The organism is Rapidithrix thailandica (genome assembly GCF_039710355.1).
Classification (GTDB): Bacteria; Bacteroidota; Bacteroidia; order Cytophagales; family Flammeovirgaceae; genus Rapidithrix; species Rapidithrix thailandica.
In genome coordinates this window covers 124,711-147,386 of the sequence record NZ_JBDKWZ010000004.1, presented here as the reverse complement: position 1 = coordinate 147,386, position 22,676 = coordinate 124,711, and the positions used below count along the sequence as shown (strand labels likewise).

At 41.6% G+C, this 22,676-nt stretch carries 19 protein-coding genes; 15 read left to right on the top strand and 4 right to left on the bottom strand.

The window, feature by feature from the left end; genetic code table 11:
• Positions 1 to 166: 166 nt before the first annotated feature.
• The 15 genes from AAG747_RS08370 to AAG747_RS08300 all read left to right on the top strand — a co-directional run bounded on the left by AAG747_RS08370 (position 167) and on the right by AAG747_RS08300 (position 17,581).
• The gene (locus AAG747_RS08370) at positions 167 to 2,398 is read left to right on the top strand and encodes a peptidylprolyl isomerase (RefSeq protein ID WP_346820702.1); all 2,232 of its coding nucleotides are present in this window, start codon (positions 167 to 169) and stop codon (positions 2,396 to 2,398) included.
• Positions 2,399 to 2,599: 201 nt separating this feature from the next.
• Positions 2,600 to 3,292 (top strand): response regulator transcription factor, encoded by a 693-nt coding sequence (locus AAG747_RS08365; protein WP_346820701.1) that lies wholly within the window; start codon positions 2,600 to 2,602, stop codon positions 3,290 to 3,292.
• Positions 3,293 to 3,459: 167 nt separating this feature from the next.
• On the top strand, positions 3,460 to 4,539 hold the full coding sequence (locus AAG747_RS08360) for a sensor histidine kinase (RefSeq protein WP_346820700.1): 1,080 nt from the start codon (positions 3,460 to 3,462) through the stop codon (positions 4,537 to 4,539).
• Positions 4,502 to 5,218: an RluA family pseudouridine synthase gene (locus tag AAG747_RS08355; protein WP_346820699.1), complete on the top strand. Its 717-nt coding sequence runs from the start codon at positions 4,502 to 4,504 to the stop codon at positions 5,216 to 5,218. Before AAG747_RS08360 ends, AAG747_RS08355 begins: the two co-directional genes overlap by 38 nt.
• A gap of 353 nt (positions 5,219 to 5,571) precedes the next feature.
• Positions 5,572 to 5,988 (top strand): hypothetical protein, encoded by a 417-nt coding sequence (locus AAG747_RS08350; RefSeq protein ID WP_346820698.1) that lies wholly within the window; start codon positions 5,572 to 5,574, stop codon positions 5,986 to 5,988.
• A gap of 273 nt (positions 5,989 to 6,261) precedes the next feature.
• Positions 6,262 to 6,990, top strand: coding sequence for a hypothetical protein (locus AAG747_RS08345; RefSeq protein ID WP_346820697.1), 729 nt, complete (start codon positions 6,262 to 6,264; stop codon positions 6,988 to 6,990).
• A gap of 148 nt (positions 6,991 to 7,138) precedes the next feature.
• Positions 7,139 to 8,266 carry an alkaline phosphatase D family protein gene (locus tag AAG747_RS08340; protein WP_346820695.1) on the top strand — a complete coding sequence of 376 codons (1,128 nt, stop codon included), beginning with the start codon at positions 7,139 to 7,141 and terminating at the stop codon, positions 8,264 to 8,266.
• Positions 8,267 to 8,532: 266 nt separating this feature from the next.
• Positions 8,533 to 8,805, top strand: coding sequence for a hypothetical protein (locus tag AAG747_RS08335; protein WP_346820694.1), 273 nt, complete (start codon positions 8,533 to 8,535; stop codon positions 8,803 to 8,805).
• Between the two features lie 808 nt (positions 8,806 to 9,613).
• Positions 9,614 to 10,276 (top strand): SanA/YdcF family protein, encoded by a 663-nt coding sequence (locus tag AAG747_RS08330; protein ID WP_346820693.1) that lies wholly within the window; start codon positions 9,614 to 9,616, stop codon positions 10,274 to 10,276.
• 5 nt (positions 10,277 to 10,281) lie between these two features.
• Positions 10,282 to 10,983 (top strand): alpha/beta fold hydrolase, encoded by a 702-nt coding sequence (locus AAG747_RS08325; RefSeq protein ID WP_346820692.1) that lies wholly within the window; start codon positions 10,282 to 10,284, stop codon positions 10,981 to 10,983.
• A 103-nt stretch (positions 10,984 to 11,086) separates the two neighbouring features.
• On the top strand, positions 11,087 to 11,902 hold the full coding sequence (locus tag AAG747_RS08320) for an AraC family transcriptional regulator (protein ID WP_346820691.1): 816 nt from the start codon (positions 11,087 to 11,089) through the stop codon (positions 11,900 to 11,902).
• Positions 11,903 to 12,097: 195 nt separating this feature from the next.
• Positions 12,098 to 12,817 (top strand): pirin family protein, encoded by a 720-nt coding sequence (locus AAG747_RS08315; RefSeq protein ID WP_346820690.1) that lies wholly within the window; start codon positions 12,098 to 12,100, stop codon positions 12,815 to 12,817.
• A 96-nt stretch (positions 12,818 to 12,913) separates the two neighbouring features.
• On the top strand, positions 12,914 to 13,549 hold the full coding sequence (locus AAG747_RS08310) for an NAD(P)H-dependent oxidoreductase (RefSeq protein WP_346820689.1): 636 nt from the start codon (positions 12,914 to 12,916) through the stop codon (positions 13,547 to 13,549).
• A gap of 1,150 nt (positions 13,550 to 14,699) precedes the next feature.
• Complete coding sequence (locus tag AAG747_RS08305; RefSeq protein ID WP_346820688.1) at positions 14,700 to 15,521, top strand: energy transducer TonB; 822 nt, start codon at positions 14,700 to 14,702, stop codon at positions 15,519 to 15,521.
• A 203-nt stretch (positions 15,522 to 15,724) separates the two neighbouring features.
• Positions 15,725 to 17,581: a M23 family metallopeptidase gene (locus AAG747_RS08300; RefSeq protein WP_346820687.1), complete on the top strand. Its 1,857-nt coding sequence runs from the start codon at positions 15,725 to 15,727 to the stop codon at positions 17,579 to 17,581.
• A 117-nt stretch (positions 17,582 to 17,698) separates the two neighbouring features.
• Here AAG747_RS08300 and rpiB read toward each other — a convergent pair whose 3' ends face one another.
• The 4 genes from rpiB to AAG747_RS08280 form a co-directional block, all read right to left on the bottom strand.
• Entirely contained in the window at positions 17,699 to 18,127 is a 429-nt protein-coding gene (gene rpiB / locus AAG747_RS08295) for a ribose 5-phosphate isomerase B (RefSeq protein ID WP_346820686.1), read from the bottom strand.
• A gap of 189 nt (positions 18,128 to 18,316) precedes the next feature.
• Positions 18,317 to 19,111: a glycosyltransferase family 2 protein gene (locus tag AAG747_RS08290; protein WP_346820685.1), complete on the bottom strand. Its 795-nt coding sequence runs from the start codon at positions 19,109 to 19,111 to the stop codon at positions 18,317 to 18,319.
• 53 nt (positions 19,112 to 19,164) lie between these two features.
• A complete protein-coding gene (locus AAG747_RS08285) occupies positions 19,165 to 20,373 on the bottom strand; it encodes a glycosyltransferase (RefSeq protein ID WP_346820684.1) in 1,209 nt (402 codons plus the stop codon).
• The gene (locus AAG747_RS08280; RefSeq protein WP_346820683.1) at positions 20,370 to 22,565 is read right to left on the bottom strand and encodes a polysaccharide pyruvyl transferase family protein; all 2,196 of its coding nucleotides are present in this window, start codon (positions 22,563 to 22,565) and stop codon (positions 20,370 to 20,372) included. Before AAG747_RS08280 ends, AAG747_RS08285 begins: the two co-directional genes overlap by 4 nt.
• Positions 22,566 to 22,676: the final 111 nt, after the last annotated feature.

The window sequence follows — 22,676 nt, the reverse complement described above, 5'->3', positions numbered from 1 at the left end:
AGTCTGTGTAGAAATTAAGCGCTACTTTTTGCGCAAATCAGGGAGATTCCTTTATTTTAAAGAGCTTTTGTTTTTCAATGCAAAGTTACAAATTCGTTAGCCATTTAAATTTTACCAGGTTTGTTTATTCACATGCTAAATCGACCTGAATAGCAACTCATAGAATATGAAGAAGTTACTTTTTCCACTACTGGTCTTTACATGTTATTTTTTCTCTTGTAAAAACACACAATCCCCGTCCCCTACCCCAGACCTTGATCCGACCCAAACTTTATTCACCGTCGGAGAGCAAACCGTTCCGGTAGGAAATTTTATTTATTTATATAATAAAAACTACCAGAAGTCAAAAGATGCGTATACAGAAGCAAGTCTGAATGAATACCTGGATTTATACATCCACTTTAAACTGAAAGTAAAAGAAGCAGAAGCACTACAGCTCGACCGGCAGCCTGGCTTTCAACAAGAATACAACTCCTATATTCAGCAACTCTCTCAGTCTTACCTCACCGACAGGGAGTTCAACCAAAAGCTGTTAAAAGAAACCTACCAGCGAATGCAAACAGAGGTAAAAGCCTCTCACCTCCTGATCAAATTAGACGCGGATGCGACTCCCGCAGATACGCTCAAAGCCTTTCAAAAAGTCCTGCAGCTCCGTGAAAAAGCCATTCAAGGAGAAGACTTTGCTCAGCTTGCCTATCAGCACTCGGAAGACCCTTCTGCCAAAGAAAACCGTGGGATGTTAGGATACTTTACAGCCTTACAAATGGTATATCCGTTTGAGAATGCCGCATATACTACCAAGGTGGGAAGCGTTTCGCAGGTAGTTCGTACGCAATTCGGCTATCATATTCTAAAAGTATGGGACAAGCGTCCGTCAAATGGACAAGCCAAAGTAGCCCATATCATGGTCCGGGCTACGGATGGCATTTCGGCAGAAGACTCTACCCAGGCACATAAAAAAATCATTGAAATTCATCATAAACTTAAAGAAGGAGAGCGCTGGGATGAACTTTGCAAGCATTTTTCAGATGATTTCCGCAGCAAAGACAAAGCCGGGGAATTGCCTTGGTTTAGCACCGGCCAAATGCCTGCCCCCTTTACAGAAGCGGCCTTCTCCCTGCAAAAAGTAGGAGAGATAAGTTCCCCTGTCAAAACACCTTATGGCTGGCACCTGATCAGGTTATTAAACAAAAAAAGCTTGGAACCCTTTGAAAAAATCCGTCCTACCCTCGAATCAAAAATCAAGCGGGACTCTCGTTCGGAAATCAGTAAAAAACAATTCTTACGGAAACTAAAAAAGGATAACCATTTCCAAGAAAACCGGGAAACAGCTGCCCAAGTACTCGCCAGCCTGGAGCAACAACAAACCATACCGGATAGCAATGCCGTACTGTTCACTCTCAACCAAACGCCTTATAAGGCCGGAGATTTCTTTGCATTTTACCAAACGCAAAACAGGCAGAACAGCCATACGAAATATGAATCTTTTGTAGAGCATTCATTGATGGAATATGAAAAAGACCACCTGGCCGAAAAGTACCCGGACTACCGCCACCTGTCTCAAGAATACCGGGAGGGCCTGCTTTTGTTCAAAATCATGGAAGACAGTGTTTGGAACAAAGCCATGCAAGATACTGCCGGTTTACATTTGTACTTTCAAGAAAACCAACACAATTACCGATGGAAAAAGCGCCTCAAAGGCAGCATCTTTGACGTGGTCAATGACAGCATTTTACAAGAAGTAAAAGAAGATCTGCAAAAAGTCAGTTTTGAAGTATCTCCTTACGGTTTCAAGCCACTTCTATTCAAGCCAATGACTACGGAATTCACCTCCGCCTCCGCTCGGGAATTTCGAAAAATAGAAGCGTATATGAAAAGTAACCCCTCTTATGAAGCAAAAGTAACTGTCTTTTTGAGGGCTAACGAACCCATTACCCTGGCTGGCCAAAGAGCTGAGTTGTTGACCTCCAGATTAAAACAATATGTGCTTTCCGAAAAGCAAATAACAGTAACGGGAACCAATACGCTTCTTTCCAGTGAGGAAGGCGAAACCAAAATCCAACTCCTCACTCAAAACAGAAAGTACCTGGCCAATAAATACAACCATCACAACCCACTGGCTGTAAAATACATCGAAGGTATCTTTGAAAAAGACAACCATCCGGCCTTGGAAAAAATGCCCTGGAAAAAAGGCAATCACCAAGTGAAGATCGATAAGCGGATATACTATATCCTGGTGGAGGAAGTCATTCCTTCCCAACCGAAAGCCCTTTCGGAAATCAAAGGGCAGGTCATTGCCGATTATCAAAATCACCTGGAGGCACTCTGGCTGAAAAGGTTACAACAAAAGTACCCCGTAAAAGTACAGGAAGAGGTCATAAAAAAACTGGTTCGTTAATGCCCTTCACCCGGGGAGTTACACGCCCCTGAAAAAACAGTGTATGGATCGAACAGCAATGCATAAAACCAGCTGTAAATGAATAACTTCCGGTGAATCAAACATGAATTTTGTGTTAATTAATTACGTTTATCCCATTGAATCGAGGTAGTTCTTGTAGAGATATTTTAATTTTGAGCTTCGAAAATCAACCATTACCTCATGAGTAAGAAAAACCACAAAGTCCTGATTGTAGATGATGAGCCGGATATTGTAGAGATCCTCACATACAACCTGGAAAAGGAAGGGTATGAAATCAAATCGGCCTCCGATGGAAAAATAGCCGTAGAACGGGCCCGCAAATTCAAACCCGACCTGATCTTAATGGATATTATGATGCCGGTAATGGATGGGGTGGAAGCATGCCGACTTATCCGGGAGCTTCCTGAACTGGCCGGTACCTATATTATCTTCCTGACAGCCCGTGCAGAGGAATATTCGGAAGTAGCTGCTTTCGACATTGGAGCGGACGACTATTTGGTAAAACCCGTAAAACCCCGCGCTTTGATGAGCCGGATCAATGCATTGTTTCGCAGGGACTCCAAAAAGTCGCAAAACCAAGAGGAAATCATTAAAATCGGTAAATTTACCATCGACAAAACCAGCTATACGCTGTATATAGACGAACAACCCGTCTCCTTACCTAAAAAAGAATTTGAGCTCTTATATTTCTTAGCCGAAAGCCCCAACAAGGTCTTCAGCCGGGACGAATTGTTGCAAAATATTTGGGGATCGGATGTTTATGTATTGGCCCGTACCGTGGATGTGCACATCCGTAGGGTGCGTGAAAAAATCGGCAACGATTATATCAAAACCGTAAAAGGAGTCGGATATAAATTCGAATATAGCGAATAGGCTTTGGGCTTTTACCAAGCCCGCATGGCAATTTCCGGTATTTAACAGATTGAATTCATTGTGATTGAATAACTTAGCCATTCTAAACCACTATAGGAATGGCTTTTTATTTTCTCCGAACCCGGAAAAGCCCTAATTGTATTTGTTTAAATTCTCAGTAAAACAGTATGTTAGTAAATTCCAAGGCAGTATCTTTTTTGTTAGCGGCTTCCATCTCAGTGGTCACCGTAGCCTTTGTTTCCCTGGTAGAAGGTGTTTCTACCATTGCCTTATTCGTAGCAGGAGCTTTGTCTTTCTCCTCTTCTTTTCTGTTGATTTATATTACTCTGGAATTTTTAGTGTTTAAAGAAATTGACGAGATCTACAAAGCCTTTGATAAGGTACGGAAAAAAGACTTTAAATCAATCGTCAGAAAAAAGACCTATAGCTCGCAAAACCCCTTAAAACGGATCAATGCCGAATTGGTGGATTATGCCTCCCTCAAACACCAGGAAATCGAAGAACTCAAAAAAGCCGAAGCCTACCGCAGAGAATTCATCGCAGATGTTTCTCACGAACTAAAAACCCCTATCTTTGCCGCCCAGGGATATATCCTGACTTTACTGGATGGCGCGGTGGACGATGACAAGGTCAAATATAAGTTTTTGAAAAAGGCCGCAAAAAGCTTGAACGGTCTGGATTCATTGGTGCAAGATTTATTGACACTTAGCAAAATCGAGTCCGGGGTGATCACCATGCATTACGAAGTATTTGATATCCAATCCCTTGCCTTGGATATCTTTGAACAATTGGAGAACAAAGCACATAAGCGGTCCATCCAATTAATGCTGGAAAAAAATTACCCCGAAGGCATCTATGTCAATGCCGATTATAGCCGGATTTCCCAAGTGCTGATCAACTTGGTGAGCAATGCGATCAAATACAACCAAGACGGGGGTTGGGTAAAAGTACGGTTTGATGAGAAAGAGAAAGAAGTGCTTATCACCGTCACTGACAATGGCTTGGGGATTCCCGAAGAAGATATCGCCCGGGTATTCGAGCGCTTTTACCGGGTAGAAAAAAGCCGTTCCAAAAAGCAAGGAGGCTCCGGACTAGGACTGGCCATTGTAAAGCATATATTAGAAGGACATAACGCCTCCATCAGCGTAGACAGTGAAGAAAACAAGGGAACAAGTTTTAGTTTCAATTTAGAAAAAGGAGTACTGAATAATGAAGAGGTTAACATTCAAAGAACTGATAGTATTTGAAAACGAGCACTTTATACTGGTCAATAAACCACCTTATATTTCCACACTGGACGAGCGGGACCTGACCCGGCCCAGTTTGATCCGGTTGGCCAAAGAAACATACCCGGACATTCAGCCATGTCACCGTCTGGACAAAGAAACTTCCGGTATCATCGCATTGGCCAAAACTCCGGATGCCTATCGCCACTTGTCCATACAGTTTGAGCGGAGAAAAGTAGACAAAACCTACCATGCCGTAGTTTCCGGTGTCCATGATTTTCAACATACAGTAGTCACCGAACCGATTGCCGTATCCAATAAAGGAAATGTCCGCATCGATTCTATTGACGGAAAAAAATCGGAAACCGTATTCAACACATTGGAAATATACTACCAACACAGTCTGGTGGAGTGCAAACCCTTGACAGGACGAATGCATCAAATCCGGATTCACCTGGCTTGCCTGAAAGCTCCGATCACCGCAGACATTTTGTACGGGGGAAAGTTCTCCTATCTATCGGATATCAAAAGGCGCTTTAACTTGAAGAAAGGGACCGATGAAGAACCTCTCATCAAAAGGGTGGCTCTTCACGCTTACAAACTGAGCTTCGAAAATTTAGATGGAGAGCAAATCACCGTAGAAGCTCCCTACCCCAAAGATTTGCGGGCCTTGGTCAACCAACTCTCCAAGAATAAATAATTCTCTTTTATAGAAAATGTACAGGGAAACCAATAGACGGATTTAAATTTGTCCTCTCTATTGGTTTCTTTTTTTACGAGATGTTCTTCCTTTAAAACATTGAAGTGCTTTACACCTATAGTTTTTGACCAAGCATGGAATCAAAATCGGCTCATCAAGGCACTTTTTGAAGAGAATAGCCAAAGCCATTGTTGAAAAAAGAAACACGGAGGAGGCCTTTTTGAAACATTTTTTAGAAAAAAGAAAAAGGTTACTTCACTTCAGTATAAGAACTTTCGTCCTCAAAGCTAAACTTTCCCCAAAGCCATTTCCTTATTACAACAAAAGGATGTTGTTCATCAATCGAAGGAAACATGGCTAAATACAACTCACAACTGATTCAAGCCCTACGCCACACATCGTCACGCCTCTCTTCAGGAGCAAAATATGAATGGGGACATATGGGACGCTGTAATTGCGGGCATTTGGTTCAAACCGTCACCAAAATGAATGACCGTGAAATTGTTCAAGTCGTCAATCACCGAATGGACGAATGGAGCGAACATGCCAAGGCCTATTGTGCCCATACGGGACATGAAGCCTCCCTGATTTTTGACACAATGGAACAAATGGGCTTTTCATACGAAGATATGGTACATCTCGAATACCTTTCTGATCCCAAGGTATTAAACAGGTTAGGACACAATACTTACTTACAACATAACCAGGTAGAACATGTCATTCTTTATATGCAAGAAATGGCCTCGATGCTGGAAGAAGAAATTTTCTAACAATTGAGAAAGGAAAAAGCCTGATCAAGTGGGCACACCGGCTCACTACCAAGGGAAAACATTCTGTTTTTCAATAGTTCTCTACAAGGCTAAACAGGTCTATCATCATTTAAAATTATTCTGAATTAAATCAAGGATGATAAAGATCATTATTTAACACCTGACAAGCTCTTATTTTAGCCTTATCCACCAAAGGTTAGAGTCCAAACCTTGCAGTGAAAGCGAATGACCTTTGGATAACATTAAACTTCATAGACTATAAAAAGTACGAATATGTTTACTGAAACCACTAATCTGAGAGAAGCGATTCAGAATTATCCTTTCGTAGAAATGGCCATTGCCCGCTATAATCCTACTACTCAAAACCTGAACTGTACCGTTAGTCTATTTTGTGATCACCACGATATTGATGCTGCATTTTTCATCCAGTTGATGGATGCTTTTGCAGATGTTAAAAATAACTTTCATCCGAAAAATTTTGAAGCATTTTCCATTCCACTGATCCTGGATTATTTGCAAAAAACCCATTCCTTTTATTTGAACAAACGCCTGCTGGAAATAGAGCAATCCATCAGCAACCTGGCTCAGATATTTCACCCCTCACATGCTTTAATCAAAGTTTTAATCGACTTTTTCAAGCAATATGAAAATGATTTAATCAATCATATCGAAGACGAAGAAATTCACCTGTTTCCCTATATTTCCGATTTGTACAAAGTATACTACGAGGGAGGCGCAAGTGCCATTGGCGAGTTAAATGACTCTACTTACCGCTTGGATGTATTCGAAACACATCACGATGATGAGATAGAACGCCAAATCAGTTTGGTCAGCCAAATCATTATGCATTACGACCCGGAGCTACAAAATTCTTTAAATTTCAAAATACTTCTTACACAATTACAAGCCTTTGAAGACGATTTGCATATTCACGGTTTGTTGGAAGACCATGTACTCATACCAAAAGCCAGGAAACTGGAACAAGCATTTTTCAATTATTAAAAAAAAGAGCTATACACTCCATTGTATCTATTACAGTACAAATTCCACTCAAAAACTATCACACAAGCCGGCTATATGCCGGCTTTTTCTTTGCATTTTTTTACATTCGCCTAAACTTATTGAACTAATTTTTTTGAAAAACCTACTCATGAAAAAACAATGGATTGGGCTTTTAGCCTGCTTGTATGCCTGCCTGGCCTGGCAATGTACCTCTAAGAAAAAAGAGGAAACCCAAACAACAAAGGAAGAGTCCGTCACGCCTTCTTACACCAAAGAACATGTGGTTCCGGAAAAAGTAAGTAAAATCGCCTTTGGCTCTTGTGGGTATCAGGATGAACCCCAACCTATCTTGCAATTAGCCGCAGAGCAAAACCCCGATGTCTTTGTCTTTTTAGGCGATAATATCTATGGTGATACAAAAAATATGGACACACTCCGCAACAAATACAAGCGCCTGGGAGCGAAAGAGGAATTTAAGAATCTGAGCCAAAGCGCTCACATCCTGGCCACCTGGGACGACCATGACTATGGATGGAACGATGCGGGCAGGCACTATCCTTTTAAAAAGGAATCAAAGGAAATTTTCTTGGATTTTTGGAAAGCCCCGGCTGATGACATACGCCACCAACGAGAAGGTATTTACACCAGTACTTATTTTGAAGCCGAAGGAAAAACGGTGCAGTTCATCTTGTTGGATTTAAGAACCTTCCGGGATGACTTACGAAAATACGAAGGCCAGGAAGTTGACACTACAAAATTTCATTACGGCTTGGACTATTGGCCCTATGAAACAGCAGACTCAACCCTCATGGGAACCGGTCAATGGCTATGGTTGGAAGAGCAACTCAGCATTCCGGCCGATTTACGAATTGTTTGTTCCAGTTCACAGTTTGGCATTACCTATAACGGATACGAAGCCTGGGCTAATTTTCCACATGAGCAACAAAAATTACTGGACCTGATCCAAAAGACTCAAGCCAACGGGGTTATGTTTATTTCCGGGGATGTACATTATGCGGAGCTTTCCAAACTTGAACGGGAAGACAATTACCCTATCTACGACCTGACTTCCAGTGGCATCACTTCCAAATGGGACTTTGCCACGCCCAACGATAACCGCATAGCGGGAGCTATTATGGAAAACCACTATGGGTTGATTGAAATAGATTGGAATCCGGAAGATCCCGTGATCCATCTTAAAATCGTGGATATAAATAAAGAAGTCCGTATTCACGAACAAATAAAACTAAGTGAAATTCACTACGATAAGCTATAACAACTGCTTATGAGCCATATTGAATTTTTGCGATCCTACTGCTATTCCGGGCAAACAGGTCCTCATGTAGACATTTTCCGCATTTATGGGTAAGCGATAAACAACAGTCTTAGAAACTATACCCACAATGCTGTGCATCTTATTTTTGGGTATAGAGACAAAGCCTCTGAACGGCAGTAGATTCTTAGAATAAGGATAAAAAATAAAAGCAAAATTGCATTTTGGCACACTTTTATCCAGAAAAGTACAAAAAAATTCAATATAACATGAAACATTTTAACACACTCCTTCTCATTGCATTCTTGATGGTAACAGCTTGTAACACTCCTCAGTCAAGTGAAGAGGGTTCTTCAAACGAAGAAAAAACCGAAGCTACTGAGCAAGTACAAACGACCGAACATGAAAGCACTAACAATGAAGCCGCTTCAGTGGATACTCTTGCAAATCAAGTAGACTCACTGGCGAACGAAGTTTTAGATGAAACGGCCAATGAAGTAGAAGAAAAAGTAGAAGAACTGGAAGAAGCCGTAAAAGAGTAATGAAGAATAAGTAAATGAACGCCTGGCTTGTGCCGGGCGTTTTTATATCAGTCTTTTAATAAAGGAGAAATCACTGTAGTAAAAATTAAGACGTCTTCGCTAAAGTATTCTTATTTTTTTAACTATGAATCTATAAAACCTCGTCCTACATTTGCCAGTCGGGTGTTAACCGCCAAGTTCACTCTTGGCTACTCTTTTCGGTCTATGGCTCAAGGCAAAGGACATCCTTCTATAGAACACCTTCTCTCCGTTTATGAGGCACTCCTCAATTAAATCGTTCTTCATTGCCCAAGTAGGGTACTTCGTAATTTTACAGGGTATTTTTTATACCTTAAGAGGGAGTGGTTGATCTATTTCCCCAGCCTACAACCTCAACTAGCCTATTTTCAAAACAAACAGCAACATACACATTCATATCCATTACTGAAACACTCGTGTCAATCCTCACAGCTTTCTATTTTTATTTCCCCGTAGTTAAGGATACATGTTTAAACTTCATCTTTTGGGCTGTAAACTCCCATTTCAGGGCTCTCAGTGCATCATTTTTGAGAACCCTAAACTGAAAATTTTCATCATCAAAGAGGGCAACCTCTCAAAGGAGCATCTCCCACAGCGAATTTTAAACATGCTCTAAAATTAAAAGCGGTATTTCACTCAGTAGCAAAACCACTTTTACAACAGGTTTACCAAGAAGCTCCTGGTAAGGCCAGGCTTGGAAGTACGCTTTCCAAAATAATCTTGACATCTTACCCCACTTTGCATTCTGCCCATTAACTTTGATTAATAGACTAGCAAAAGATCAATGCACATGAAAATGATTAAACCGACCAAGCGAAAGATCAAAAAACTGTCCTGGTGGCTACTATCCGGCGGACTACTTTGTATCTGTGCAATCCTTATCTCCGATGCCACCATTTCCAGTTATTCGAAAGCATGTTTCAATTCAGTAGATCAACTGCCTCACAATAAGGTAGGGATGCTGTTGGGAACCTCCAAATATGTCATCAACGGCAGAAGAAACCTCTATTATATTTATCGATTGGAAGCGGCTGTACAACTTTTTCAAAACCGAAAGATCGATTATATCCTTGTAAGTGGCGACAATGCTCAAATGTCGTACAATGAGCCACAGATGTTTAAAGAAGACCTCGTCAAAAGAGGTATTCCCGAAGATTGTATCATCTTGGATTATGCAGGCTTTCGTACGCTTGATTCTATCATCAGAAGTAAAAAAGTATTCGGGCAATCCAAACTTACGGTCATTTCACAACCGTTTCATAATGAACGCGCACTTTTTCTCGCAGAGAAAAATGATATGCAGGCTGTGGCCTTCAATGCTCGCGATGTAGATACCCGTTACGGTTTCAAAGTCCAAGTCCGGGAAAAGCTTGCCCGGGTAAAATGCCTCTTGGATATTTACGTACTCAATACTCAACCTAAGTTTTTGGGAGAAAAAATCAATATTCCTTAAAAAACATGAATGAGCAAAAACACAACCCATCTGCCAAGGTTTATTTTATCAGCGGACTGGGAGCGGACCACCGAGTATTTGAGCGGATTAGCTTACCCGAAGGTTTTTCAAAACGGCATATTCATTGGCTCGAACCGGGCCACCAAGAACCCTTAAAACGGTATGCTTTCCGGTTGCTTTCGCAAATTGATCAAACACAGCCCTTTTGGTTAGTCGGGCTTTCTTTCGGAGGTTTACTGGCAAGTGAAATGGCTCAACTCAGCTCCCCTCAAAAAGTGATTTTGATTTCCAGTTTTGCCAATTGCCGGCAAATCCCCCGACTTTACCGGATGGCAGGTTTTCTCAAGCTCCACCGGATCATACCACTTCAGCTTCATGCCATCGCTTCGTCTTTAATGAATTGGCTTTTTGGAGCCGATACGAAAGAAGAACAAACCTTAATAAAATCTTTTGTGCACCATACAGACGCTCATTTTTTCCACTGGGCACTTGGGCAGTGTTTAACTTGGCAACACAACAAAACGCCGGACAACCTCATTCATATTCACGGTTCATCGGATAGACTGATCCCGTACCATAAGGTACAAGCCGATACACTTATCTCGCATGGAGGGCACCTGATGGTATGGAGCCATGCTTCTCAAATCAATCAATATTTAGCAGAATTACTCCAAAGTAATCCAACCTTTAAAGAGAAGGAAAAATAAAGAAATTCCGGGTTGTAGTCTGTAATTTTGCCCTATGGGAAACGGTATTCCAAGTTATCATTTAGAAGAAGAAAACAGGCGGGTCAGCTTCACAATTCGAAGTATGGAAGAAATTTATGCCAGGAACGGAGGCAAAGCGGATGCACCTCACCGGCATCACTTCTACACCATTCTCTGGTCGTTTACGGCTAGGGGTAGTCATATCATCGATTTCAAAGAATATCCGATACGGCCCAATTCATTGTTTTTGGTTGCTCCCGATAAAATACATCAGGTCAAAACGGCTCCGAACCCTACAGGTATTTCCATTCTGTTTACCCCCGAATTTTTACAGTACAATGCCATTGCGGAAGATTTTATCGCCAACCATTTTATCTTTAAAGATACTTGTGAAACCCCTCCTTTGACCGTCCATGAAAACAAAGCGAAGAAACTGCATTTTTTCGTAGAACAAATGCAAGCTTTACAGGCTTCCGAAGCAGAATACAAATACGATAGCCTGGGTGCTTATTTAAAACTTTTTCTGATCGAATCCTTTCAGGCATGTAAAAAAGAAAAGCTTATTACCCCTCAAGAGCTTCATGGAGCCAGGGAGTTACTGAGAAAATTCAGACATAGCGTTGAAAAACATTATTCCGAATTTCATAAGGTAAAAGACTACGCGGATCAGCTCCACATCACTCCTGGCTATCTCAATGAAATCACCAGTAAATATGTGGGAAAAAGTGCCAAAGAATACATCCAAAACCGTATCATCCTGGAGGCAAAACGCCTGGCTGCCCTCAGCCCTATGAGTGCCAAAGAAATCGGCTACCAGTTAGGTTTTACCGACCCGGCCCATTTCAGCAAAGTGTTTAAGGGTAATGCCGGTCAAACACTTCAACAATTTAAAAAGAGCCATAAGTTATCCCATGTTTGAGGTTTTGCCGTTTCACCAAACTCAAGACTACCACAATTTTTACAATCTTATCCGGGATTTTTCAATTTACAAACCCCCTGTAGCCAGTTACCTTTGTAAGGTACAAATCTATAAATCATCACCTGTCTGGACTGACCGAATCAATAAAAACGGTTGGAGGTAGTCTTTACTGGTAATCATAAAAAAGGAGAGATTATGAATACGATTGTGCATAAAGCAGACACCCGGGGCCATGCCAATCATGGTTGGCTCAATGCCCATCACACGTTTAGTTTCGCGAATTATCACGACCCGGAAAGAGTACACTTTGGCGTGCTACGAGTCTTGAATGACGATGTGATTCAGGGAGGCGGAGGATTTGGCATGCACCCTCATGACAATATGGAAATCATCACCATTCCTCTACAAGGCGCTCTTGAACACAAAGACAGTATGGGCAACAGTGGTGTTATTCGCAAAAATGAAATTCAGGTAATGTCAGCCGGCACAGGGGTTTTTCACTCCGAGTTCAACAAAAGTACATCGGAAGCGGTCAATCTTTTGCAAATATGGGTATTTCCCAACAAAAGAGACGTAGAACCCCGGTACGAACAAATTGCCTTTGACCCCAAAGAGCGACATAATCGCTTGCAACAAGTCCTCTCCCCCAACCCGGATGACGAAGGGATGTGGGTGTATCAAGACACATGGTTTCACCGCGGGAATTTAGATCAGGGATTTGAAACCCGGTATCAACTCAAAAAGAAAGGCAATGGCCTCTACTTGTTTGTCATTGAGGGAGAGGTGACCGTAGCCAATCAATCGTTGGAGAGAAGAGATGGCATGGGCATCTGGAATGCGGATCAATTTCAACTTCAGGCCAACACTCAGGCAGAGGTCTTATTGATGGAAGTACCCATGGATTTGGCGTATTAATCCTTTAAAGAATTCATACTAAGGGAAGCCAAGAATAGAACTCTTGGTTTCCTTTTCACGTAATTGTCAAACCACTTAAATCATTTTTTTTAACCCATGACAAATTTGATAGAAAGCTTACAGTGGCGCTATGCCACCAAAAAATTCGATGCAAGTAAAAAAGTAGCTCAACAAGACATCGATGAGTTAATTAACGTGCTACAACTATCCGCTTCTTCTTACGGTTTACAACCGTATAAATTTTTAGTCATTTCTAATCCCGAATTAAAAAAGAAACTTCAACCCGTCACTTGGAACCAAGCTCAAACCGTAGATGCTTCGCACTTGGTCGTTTTCTGTAGCTATACACAACTTTCCGGAGAAGACATTGATGCATTTATCCAACGCATCAGTGAAGCTCGCAACATTCCCTTGGATACTGTCCAAGGCTACGGTGATTTTATCAAAGGAAAAGTGAGTGAAAAAAGTGCTCAAGCCATTACCGATTGGAATGCCCGTCAGGCCTATATTGCCATTGGCAAGCTATTGACTGTCTGTGCCCAAAAGGGCATTGATACCTGTCCGATGGAAGGTTTTGAGCCCCAACAATACGATCAATTGTTAGGGCTTTCCGAAAAAGGGTTACAGGCAGTAGCATTGGTGGCTATCGGGTACCGCTCGGAAGAAGATGCAACGCAACACCTCACAAAAGTTCGCAAGCCAGTAGAAGAACTCGTCGAGATCTATAATTAAAAGCGCCTTTCTCAAAAAGGACCTGCACGAAAGCCCTGATAGGTACAATGCCTATCAGGGCTTTTTCCATATATTCTTTCACTCCTTTAGGAGAATAATCCCTAATAAATCATAGATATTTACGTATTCTATAAAATTTTCTAAATGCTATTTTGACTCAAAACCATAGGAAGTTCTACTACACCTAAAAATTACCCTGATGGAATTCATTCAAAAGTTTATCGCTCAATTATTTGCCTATAATTTTTTCCACATCCTACTTTATTTTGGACTCTTATTCATTTATTTTTCCAAGCGGGAATCGATCAAAAGCCCCTTGGTTCGTTGGTTACTGCCTACGGGAATTATAGGAAGACTCGTTTTTGCGGTTTTCATTCCGTCTCTCATTCCATTGTTCGGTCTCGACACTTACGCCCATTGGACACCGCTTATTTTCTCACTTTCACCTATCAATGAAATATTCATCGTATTCAGTTTGTACCTCTTACTTAGCGAGCCATCTTTTCAATTCAAAAGAAGAAACATTTTTGGACTTGTCCTTCTCTCGTTTTTTTCCCTTGGCTTATACAATATCTATTGGTTATATCAAAAATTTTCACTGTTACAATACCGTAAGGGCCATCTGTTTGCCTTCTTTCTTTTATTTTTCTGGAGCCTGAATACTACTTATTTATTCACTGCTTTACATCAGGAGTTGACAATCTCCTCAGCCATACCTTCCATTTTTCGTAGCAATCAGTTGCCTTTCGTTTTAACCATGTACCTCTGTAGCTTCTCATATTCAATCTTGTTTTTGATTGCAACTTTTACGTTAAAGCGAAAGATGGAGGATCAATTTTCATTTCAACAACCCATTAACGGAGTACTTACCTTCTTTTTTACCTTTTTATATCTACAACATTATATGAATAAAAATATCGTTTCTGCGGAATTTGAGAAAAGAGTTGGGTCGGTAAAAGGTGAATAATATTTTTTTTCTATATTTGGAGGTGGATTACGCTTATAATTTTGCCCGTCAGAAAAGGCTTCTGTCTTCCATAGGGGTAAATTATTTTAAATAGATTTTGAGAATTGCCCAATTTCCTCTTAATTTAGGAGGAAGTTTCTTTTGAAAACTTTTGTTAAACCTTAAAACAAACTCCTTAACTACATGTATCAGCTACTTGACACACTTGGGGTTTTTGGTTTGCTAGTCGTATTCATTGTTACTATTGTCGGTATGATCTTTTTATTCCGGGCAGTAATGAATAAGAAAACGAGCCAAATCCTCGATGAGAACCGCCAATCAGATGTGCGGACCAAGAAATACTACTCTGTGGATATCACTAAGTACAGTACTCTGTTAGGTGTGATTGGTTTGAACTTATCATTGGCTTTTACTCTGGCGGCTTTTGAATTTCCTGATTTCGGAGAGAAAGAATTGGTTGACCTTGGTACTTTGGATGCCGATGTAGAAGAATTGATCGAAATTCCACCCACTGAGCAAAAGCCACCTCCACCACCAAAGGTACAACAACCGGAAATTGTTGAAGTACCGGATGAGGAGGAAATCGAAGAAGAAATTGAAATCGACTTAGATGTAGAAATTGATGAAGAAACCGTAGTGGAAGAAATCATCGTTTCTGACGAACCTGAAGAAGAAGAAACCGTATCGAACGAAATCTTTACCATTGTAGAGGAAAGTGCGGCTCCTAAAGGGGGAATGCAAGCCTTCTACCAATACGTTGCGAAGAACATGAAATACCCTAGTCAAGCCCGCCGAATGGGTATCGAAGGGAAAGTGTTCGTGCAATTCGTAGTGGATAAAGACGGAACTATTACTGATGTAAAAGCCATCCGGGGTATCGGTGGTGGAGCAGATGAAGAAGCGGTACGAGTTGTAAAAAATGCAGATAAGTGGACACCGGGTAAGCAAAGAGGGCGCCCTGTACGTCAGCGGATCGTTATTCCGATCAACTTCAAATTGCAATAAGAGTTTACTCTATATAGCTAGGAAAGCCCAACATGATGTTGGGCTTTTTTATTTTCCCTACCTTGGCAAAATACTTGTCGCTACTTCCTCCTGCAAGCTTACACGTTAAGAACTCCTATTTCCCAAAGGAATCATTCTACTGATTTCGTAAATTTACACAAATGGAAACATCCGAATTGAAAACCAATAATTCATAAAGCATAATGTTAAAACTAAGCTACTTTTTGATCTTTACTATTTTACTGCTTTTTTCCGATGACAAGACTCCTCCCTATTACATTTTTCCGATCCAACCCGGGCAGCAAAACCACCTGTCCGGAAGCATGGGAGAACTGAGAGGCAGTCATTTTCACGGAGGAATTGATATTAAAACCGGAGGAGTAGAGGGGCTTCCCGTATATGCCGCAGCGGACGGTTATGTATACCGGATCAAGGTATCTCCGGTGGGTTATGGTAATGCCCTATATATGAAGCATCCCAATGGCACCATTACCGTTTACGGTCATCTGAAAGACTTCAACCCCGAAATAGCCCGGTACATTTTAGACAACCAATATCAAAAAGAAAGCTTTTCTATAGAGTTGTTTCCTTCCTCTTCCCAGTTTGCCTTCAAAAAAGGAGAGCAGATTGCCTTGTCAGGCAATAGTGGTTCTTCCGGCGGCCCACACTTACACTTTGAAATCAGGGATGCTAACGAAGCCCCGATGAACCCTTTAAAGTTCGGGTTTAAGGAAGTGGTTGACAACATTCCCCCTTCCGTCAGCCAGATTGCTATTGTGCCTTTGGATGCAGAAAGCAGGGTGTTTGGCAAATACGAAACCTACCGTTCCGGCATTGTCGGTCTGGGCCGGGGAAAATACCAATTGGATCAAAAAGTCAAAGCTTCAGGCTCCATAGGCATCGAGTTTACAGGCTTTGATCAAGCCAACTATAATTATAATAAAAACGGCATCAACAAAGTAGAACTGGAAGTGAACGGAACACTGGTGTATACACACGACATCTACAAAGTTCCCTTCAGCCACAACCGTTATATGCATGTGTTTACCGATTATGAAGTTTGGCTCCATAAACGCCAAAAAAGCCAACGCTGCTACCAGGCCGATGGCAACCGGCTTCCCATCTTTCCACGACCGGATTTAAAAGGGAAAATACACGTACAGGAAGGGCAGTCCTATCAAGTTACGTTGAAACTTTACGATAGCTTTGACAATCAAAGTACCGTAAAGTTTGAGTTGGAGGGCAGCCAAGTAATGCCTATTAGCTATCGCCCTTCTTTGGGAATCAGTGTAGAAGATAATTACCTGATCGTAAATACACAAGAGGATAAAAACACAGTAGAAAGTTGCTTCTATGTTCAGCATTTTGAGGAAGGGCAGCTCCCTTCTTATTCCAACCAGCAATACCAAACCTACATCTGGGACCTGCGTAAGGGCCTGCCGGATTCCGTTCGTGTAGGTGATCAAATGTTCTATACACATTTTAAAAGTACGGTGCCTTCCCAACAGGCTTTTCATTATTTTCACAAAGATGTGGAAATCGCCTTTGCCCATAATAGCCTGTTTGACACTTTGTATTTGCAACATCAGCTTGCCCAGGATACGCTTACTGTCAATCAAGCGGACATTCCTTTATTCCGGTCTATAGAAATTACCTGGAAAAACCCTCCATTGGATAGAGGACAAAAATATGCCGGGGTATACTACATCAACCGCCACAACCGGCTTTCTTTTATCAGCAAGCAATGGAAGGGCAACAATATTTCTTTCAAAACCATTGAATTGGGGCGCTTTACTATCGACTATGATTCCATCCCCCCACAAATCAGGATGTTGCGCAAAAGCGCTTCACAGGTCCGTTTTAAGATTGAAGACCCAAAATCGGGCATTGACAGCTATAGAGCCACATTGGATGGCAAATGGCTACTGATGCATTATGATGCCAAAAGGGATCTGCTGTGGTCGGAAAGAAAGGATAAAACACAACCTTTACAAGGGCTTTTCCAGTTGGAAGTAAAAGACAAGCAAGGAAACCGCAAAGTATTTGAAAAGAGGTTTTAGCATTGAAAACATAAAAAACCCCGGGATCATCCGGGGTTTTGTCATTATAAAGATTCAGACTTTTGTCGAATTCTTTTAAAGAAGTAAGCATCCTTTCATATAAAAGCCAAGCTTCTCTTAACAATGAATTTTATTTACACGTTTTTCATGACGTCCCCCCTCAAATCCGGTTTTCAGGAAGGCTTTTATCATATCTTTGGCCAAATCCAACTCTACAAACCGGGATGGGATACACAGTACATTTGCATTATTGTGAGACCTGGCTAACTCAGCCAATTCTGTTTGCCAGCATAATGCTGCCCGCACCTTGGGATGTTTGTTGGCAGTCATAGCCACTCCATTACCACTACCGCAAATCAAAATCCCGTACTCAAACTCACTGCCGGCTACAGCCACTGAGAGAGGGTGAGCGAAATCCGGGTAGTCTACCGAATCCTCAGAATTAGGGCCAAAATCTTTGACATCATAACCTAATTCATTTAAAAAGGGAATAATATCCCGCTTGTAGTGAAATCCAGCGTGATCGCCTCCTATTGCTATTTTCATTGTATATAAGCGTTGATTAAACTAATCGAAGTCCAAACTTAATAAGGATTCTACAGGAAGGGAAAACTAATTCAGTAAATTTCGCTTTTCTCTGCAAACCCCTTGGATATTTCCACTTTTTTGAGTAGCATTTTAAAACGGCAAATAGTTCCTAAAACCTCCTCAAAATCAAGCAATAACCACTTTTACTCAAGTTTTCCCCAACAGTTTATTTTTAGTCTTCATCCATTTCTCAAAAACATCTCTTGGCAGCAAGCGCTTTACTCCTTCAATACAAAGTTGCTTGCCAATAAGACCGTAGTGGAATAAATACACTTTCAGGCTTTTGTCCTTTTCGGTTACAATGCGCAAAATTTGCTTATAACTGTCTACCGGATGTGTATACGAAACGCCTCCGGAATCAAAACTGGCGACTTTCACAGGAACCTGCTGGGCCACCACTCCATTTTGTACCTGGGTGTAGATAAAATGATAATCTCCGGCACTTCCATAAGCCGCTGAAAAGGGGTGCTTTTCCAATAATACGCTGCGAGTAAATAAGCTTTGATGCGAGCACACCATATGCTTCCAAATATACTTGGCTGGCAGGGCTTTTTTCTGTTTGGTAAAAGAGTCAAAACGTACTTCATGGTCGCCATAAACCATTTCCGCTTGATGATCCGCCAGTGCCATTACCTTTTCTACGGTTTGATTATCGACAAACCAATCCCCCGCGTTCATAAAATTCACCCATTCCCCACTTGCCATCCGTACCCCTTTGTTCATTGCATCGTAGATGCCTCTATCCGGCTCACTTACCCACCGGTCAATCTTATCTTGATATTTATGAATAATGGCAAGAGAATCGTCTGTAGACCCGCCATCCACTACTATGTATTCCAAATTCGGATACGATTGCGCCAATACACTCCGGATAGTAGTCTCCAACATATCTCCACAGTTATAATTGATCGTAATAACGGTTACTTTCGGTTGCTCATTCATATATACCCATTGCTAAATTTCTTAGAGTTGATTTCCGGTTTGGCAAAAAAAACTCAAGCTTTCTTTATCAACTGTTGGTACAGCTTCCGGTAACGGTTGTGCATGATGGTTTCGGTAAACTCCTGTAACACCTTTTCTTCAGCATGTTTGCCCATCTCCCGTATTCGCGAAAGCGGCCATTTCAGCACCTCTTCCAACGTACCTTTCAGGCTTTCGGCTTTCCCACTGATAAAAAGCCTCCCGCATTCATTACTCACTTGTTCGGGGATACCACCTGTATCCGAAGCAACCAACATCACGCCAGCCGCCATGGCTTCCAATACCGTGAGTGGAAAGTTTTCGGCTTCGGAAGGAAACACTAAAATATCCACCTGATTGTAAAGGCGGTTTAAGGCTCCTCGGTCGTAAGTCGGGCTAATCAATTCATAATGCCGTTGGCAATCCAGAGGCGGACCTACAACCATCAATTCGAATTGTCCGTTGATCTGATCGACTATTTTGCGAAACAGTGCGGTTCCCTTAAAGGGATTGCTTGTATTGTTAAAAAACAACACCTTGGGCACACACCAATTTCTGTGGTTATGATTTTTAAAGACGGAAGTATCCACCCCGTTATGAATTACTTCCACCTGCATTTCCGGGCGGGACACATAAGCCTCCTTCAGGCAGTTTCCCAGCCAATGCGATACCGGGACAAAAACCACCTGACCGTTTAAGGCACTGTAAATCTCTCTTTTTTTATTCAGGAATGCTTTGCGCAAATCAATCACCGGATTGTACAAAGGGTAGTATTTTTTATAAGGTGTGATAGCATTTCCTTGCTTAAAATCATCATTTTCAAACGTATAAACTTCCCCCCCTGTAAAGCACCACATATCATGCAAAGTCCATACGATGGGTTTTTCTTTACTGATCGACACCAAGGCGTCCAAATCAAAATAATCCTGATGAATATTATGTAAGTGGATGATATCCGCTTCATGGTAACAAGGCTGTTTTTGCAAAAAAGAGTAGGTACCATGCAAGGGATACAACACCCCTAGATTTGTCAATTGTTTCCGCTGAATCAAGTTGTATAAGGCATCATCGATAAACTGCAAACCGTAAGAAAGCCAGGTTCTTTTGATTGCATGTACTTTGCGGACGGAGGTTTGTTTTTTATTGACAAACAACTGTGAGGTAGCCTGTCTGTCAACCATATCTTTAGCAAACTGCTCTGCCCCTCCCCCCAGGTCCGATGAATTGATATGCAGAATTTTCAATGTTCTATCAGGTTAAAATGTTTGACGAGCGAAAAATCGGTTTGCTTGACAAAATCGTGCAGGCGAATCATTCTATGATCTAATTGATTATCTTTCAAAAAGTTATAGACCTTACCTCCATTGGTATAATCTAAGGCAAAGAAATCCACCCCGGCTGCTTTTGCAAATACTACCGAATGAAAACGCATACTCAAACAGTAAGCGCTTTCTTTCATGATGCGTAAATTACCCTCTACGGTTGCAGGACGGTTTTCAATATAGTATTTTTCTCCTTGAAAATACTTCTTCGTAAATTGACGATAGAACTCCCGGTCGTCTCCTCCTACCACAAAATTGTGCATAGAATAAAACGATGGAATCAAACCTTTTTCCCTACACAATTCCTTAATCTGTTTTGAAAGTTTTGCCTCAAAGAACTCTTTTAAGTTGATAAAAGCCTGACCGCTCAAATCCCCTTTATATTCGACAGACCACTCTCTTAAAAAACACGCCAAGTAAGCTTTTTTCTTCGTAATATGTATACGGGAAGCTATCCGCTCCACATAGCCATGAGCAGGGTCGTTGATTTGCTGAATGTCATTCCGTTGTGTCAAGCGTTGAGCCCATGCTACAGAAGCTTTGTCCCGTAGCTTGACTTCATCGGCCAGTTGCAGGATTTTCCGTACGGTTTTGATATATTTCTCTTCGTTCAGTGGCCCCAATCCACAACCGAACACTACGGTTTTCTTTCCGTTTTTCTTTGCCGCTTTAAACGCCAGATAAGGAATAGACAAAGCTCCAATACCCATAAGGGGTCCGCCTCCCATCACTACTTCGTCAGCCTTCCCACATTCTTCCAAAAAGGCCGGGCTGCTTACCGGTACCACATCCGCCTGAATATTGAGTTCTTTCAACGTATGCTTTGTCACAAAAGGATAAAAGCTGCTTACGGCAAGCGAAACTTCCGGAAATTGCTTCTTATAGGCATCGACAATTCCACCCAAAATAGCTTTATCGCCCACGGTTTCCGTTCCATACCATCCTGTAATCAGGATCCGCCTCCCTGAATATGCTGTTGTATTTTTGACTTTAGGAATGAGAAGTTTTGCTGCCCAAGTAGCGTACTTGTGTGAAAAAACCGTTTTGTAAAAGAAGCCTTGAGCCAGTTTTCTTTGCTCTTTCCAACTGGCCGGAGAATGGTAATCGTGAATACATTCCGAACAATCCTCTTGTTGTATTCTCTCTCTTTCCTCCAAATTAGAAGCATAGAACGTCTCTGCCGATCCCTCCAGGCTATTGCCAATGTTTTTGGATTTGGGTGCACAATACGCAACATTGCCCCGGCAATCCAATGAAATGGCTTCGCTCTGATAAGGGCAACCGATCAGACGCTGGCCTCCCATCAACATATGCTGGATACTGCGATAGGTCCGTTGATAGGTCGGGTTGGTTTCGTAGGTCAATTCCAGTTTTTTGAAAAATAATGCCAGGTGATAGGCTTCCTCTTCGGTAAAATTGCGGATGATTTCCACGGCATTATCATTGTACAACCGCCGAATAAACTCCGCCACCCGGAAACGGCCATAAATCCCGTTTTCCTTTAAAAATTCCAACATTTCATCCACATGCCATACATTGTCTTTGGTGACCGTACAACCGATGGATACGGGTATCTCCGTAGTAGTCTGAAAATGCCGGATCACTTCCAAGGCCGATTCAAAATTCTTTGTTCTTCCCCGCACTCTGTCGTGCACTTTACCTACACCATCCAAGGATACCATAAAACTAAAGCTCTTGCCAAGACGATGACATACCTCAGCCGATTTTTCAAGCCGGTCGATTACTTGTTTTTTCTGAATAGCATTGGTAATGCTGCTCATCCCTTTGAGTTTAGGCAAGGTTTTACAAGCAACCTCATATAATTCAGGCAAGTCTTTCCGCAAGGTAGGCTCACCTCCGGTAATACCGATATGCCGTACTTCACTGAAGAGCGGATCAGACAGGATTTTTCCAAATTCTTCAGGAGTAATTTCCACATCTTTTTTCTTCTGCCAAATGAAACACATAGTACATTTGGAATTGCAGATATCATTAGCTTGGAAATTCACCACAAAGGGCTTGGTCAAGTTGCTTCTTCTCCGCTCCCACAGAAAGGTATGGTACAGATCAAAAGCATGATGATAAAATTTATGTGACTTGAGCTTTTGTAACATGTTTTGTTGGTATTGGGCGTGTCATTTGAACAATGGTATTTCCCTCACCGGAGCCGCCTCCCGGGAGGTAACATAGTGTATCATTTACTTTATCAATCAGACAAACTGTTT

What these genes read in the sequence shown, in the direction of transcription:
- AAG747_RS08345 (WP_346820697.1), top strand. Translation starts at nt 6,262, where the DNA reads ATGTTTACTGAAACCACTAATCTGAGAGAAGCGATTCAGAATTATCCT.
- AAG747_RS08300 (WP_346820687.1), top strand. Translation starts at nt 15,725, where the DNA reads ATGTTAAAACTAAGCTACTTTTTGATCTTTACTATTTTACTGCTTTTT.
- rpiB (WP_346820686.1), bottom strand. Translation starts at nt 18,127, where the DNA reads ATGAAAATAGCAATAGGAGGCGATCACGCTGGATTTCACTACAAGCGG.
- AAG747_RS08360 (WP_346820700.1), top strand. Translation starts at nt 3,460, where the DNA reads ATGTTAGTAAATTCCAAGGCAGTATCTTTTTTGTTAGCGGCTTCCATC.
- AAG747_RS08350 (WP_346820698.1), top strand. Translation starts at nt 5,572, where the DNA reads ATGGCTAAATACAACTCACAACTGATTCAAGCCCTACGCCACACATCG.
- AAG747_RS08335 (WP_346820694.1), top strand. Translation starts at nt 8,533, where the DNA reads ATGAAACATTTTAACACACTCCTTCTCATTGCATTCTTGATGGTAACA.
- AAG747_RS08310 (WP_346820689.1), top strand. Translation starts at nt 12,914, where the DNA reads ATGACAAATTTGATAGAAAGCTTACAGTGGCGCTATGCCACCAAAAAA.
- AAG747_RS08355 (WP_346820699.1), top strand. Translation starts at nt 4,502, where the DNA reads ATGAAGAGGTTAACATTCAAAGAACTGATAGTATTTGAAAACGAGCAC.
- AAG747_RS08320 (WP_346820691.1), top strand. Translation starts at nt 11,087, where the DNA reads ATGGAAGAAATTTATGCCAGGAACGGAGGCAAAGCGGATGCACCTCAC.
- AAG747_RS08325 (WP_346820692.1), top strand. Translation starts at nt 10,282, where the DNA reads ATGAATGAGCAAAAACACAACCCATCTGCCAAGGTTTATTTTATCAGC.
- AAG747_RS08280 (WP_346820683.1), bottom strand. Translation starts at nt 22,565, where the DNA reads ATGTTACAAAAGCTCAAGTCACATAAATTTTATCATCATGCTTTTGAT.
- AAG747_RS08340 (WP_346820695.1), top strand. Translation starts at nt 7,139, where the DNA reads ATGAAAAAACAATGGATTGGGCTTTTAGCCTGCTTGTATGCCTGCCTG.
- AAG747_RS08370 (WP_346820702.1), top strand. Translation starts at nt 167, where the DNA reads ATGAAGAAGTTACTTTTTCCACTACTGGTCTTTACATGTTATTTTTTC.
- AAG747_RS08305 (WP_346820688.1), top strand. Translation starts at nt 14,700, where the DNA reads ATGTATCAGCTACTTGACACACTTGGGGTTTTTGGTTTGCTAGTCGTA.
- AAG747_RS08330 (WP_346820693.1), top strand. Translation starts at nt 9,614, where the DNA reads ATGAAAATGATTAAACCGACCAAGCGAAAGATCAAAAAACTGTCCTGG.
- AAG747_RS08365 (WP_346820701.1), top strand. Translation starts at nt 2,600, where the DNA reads ATGAGTAAGAAAAACCACAAAGTCCTGATTGTAGATGATGAGCCGGAT.
- AAG747_RS08290 (WP_346820685.1), bottom strand. Translation starts at nt 19,111, where the DNA reads ATGAATGAGCAACCGAAAGTAACCGTTATTACGATCAATTATAACTGT.
- AAG747_RS08315 (WP_346820690.1), top strand. Translation starts at nt 12,098, where the DNA reads ATGAATACGATTGTGCATAAAGCAGACACCCGGGGCCATGCCAATCAT.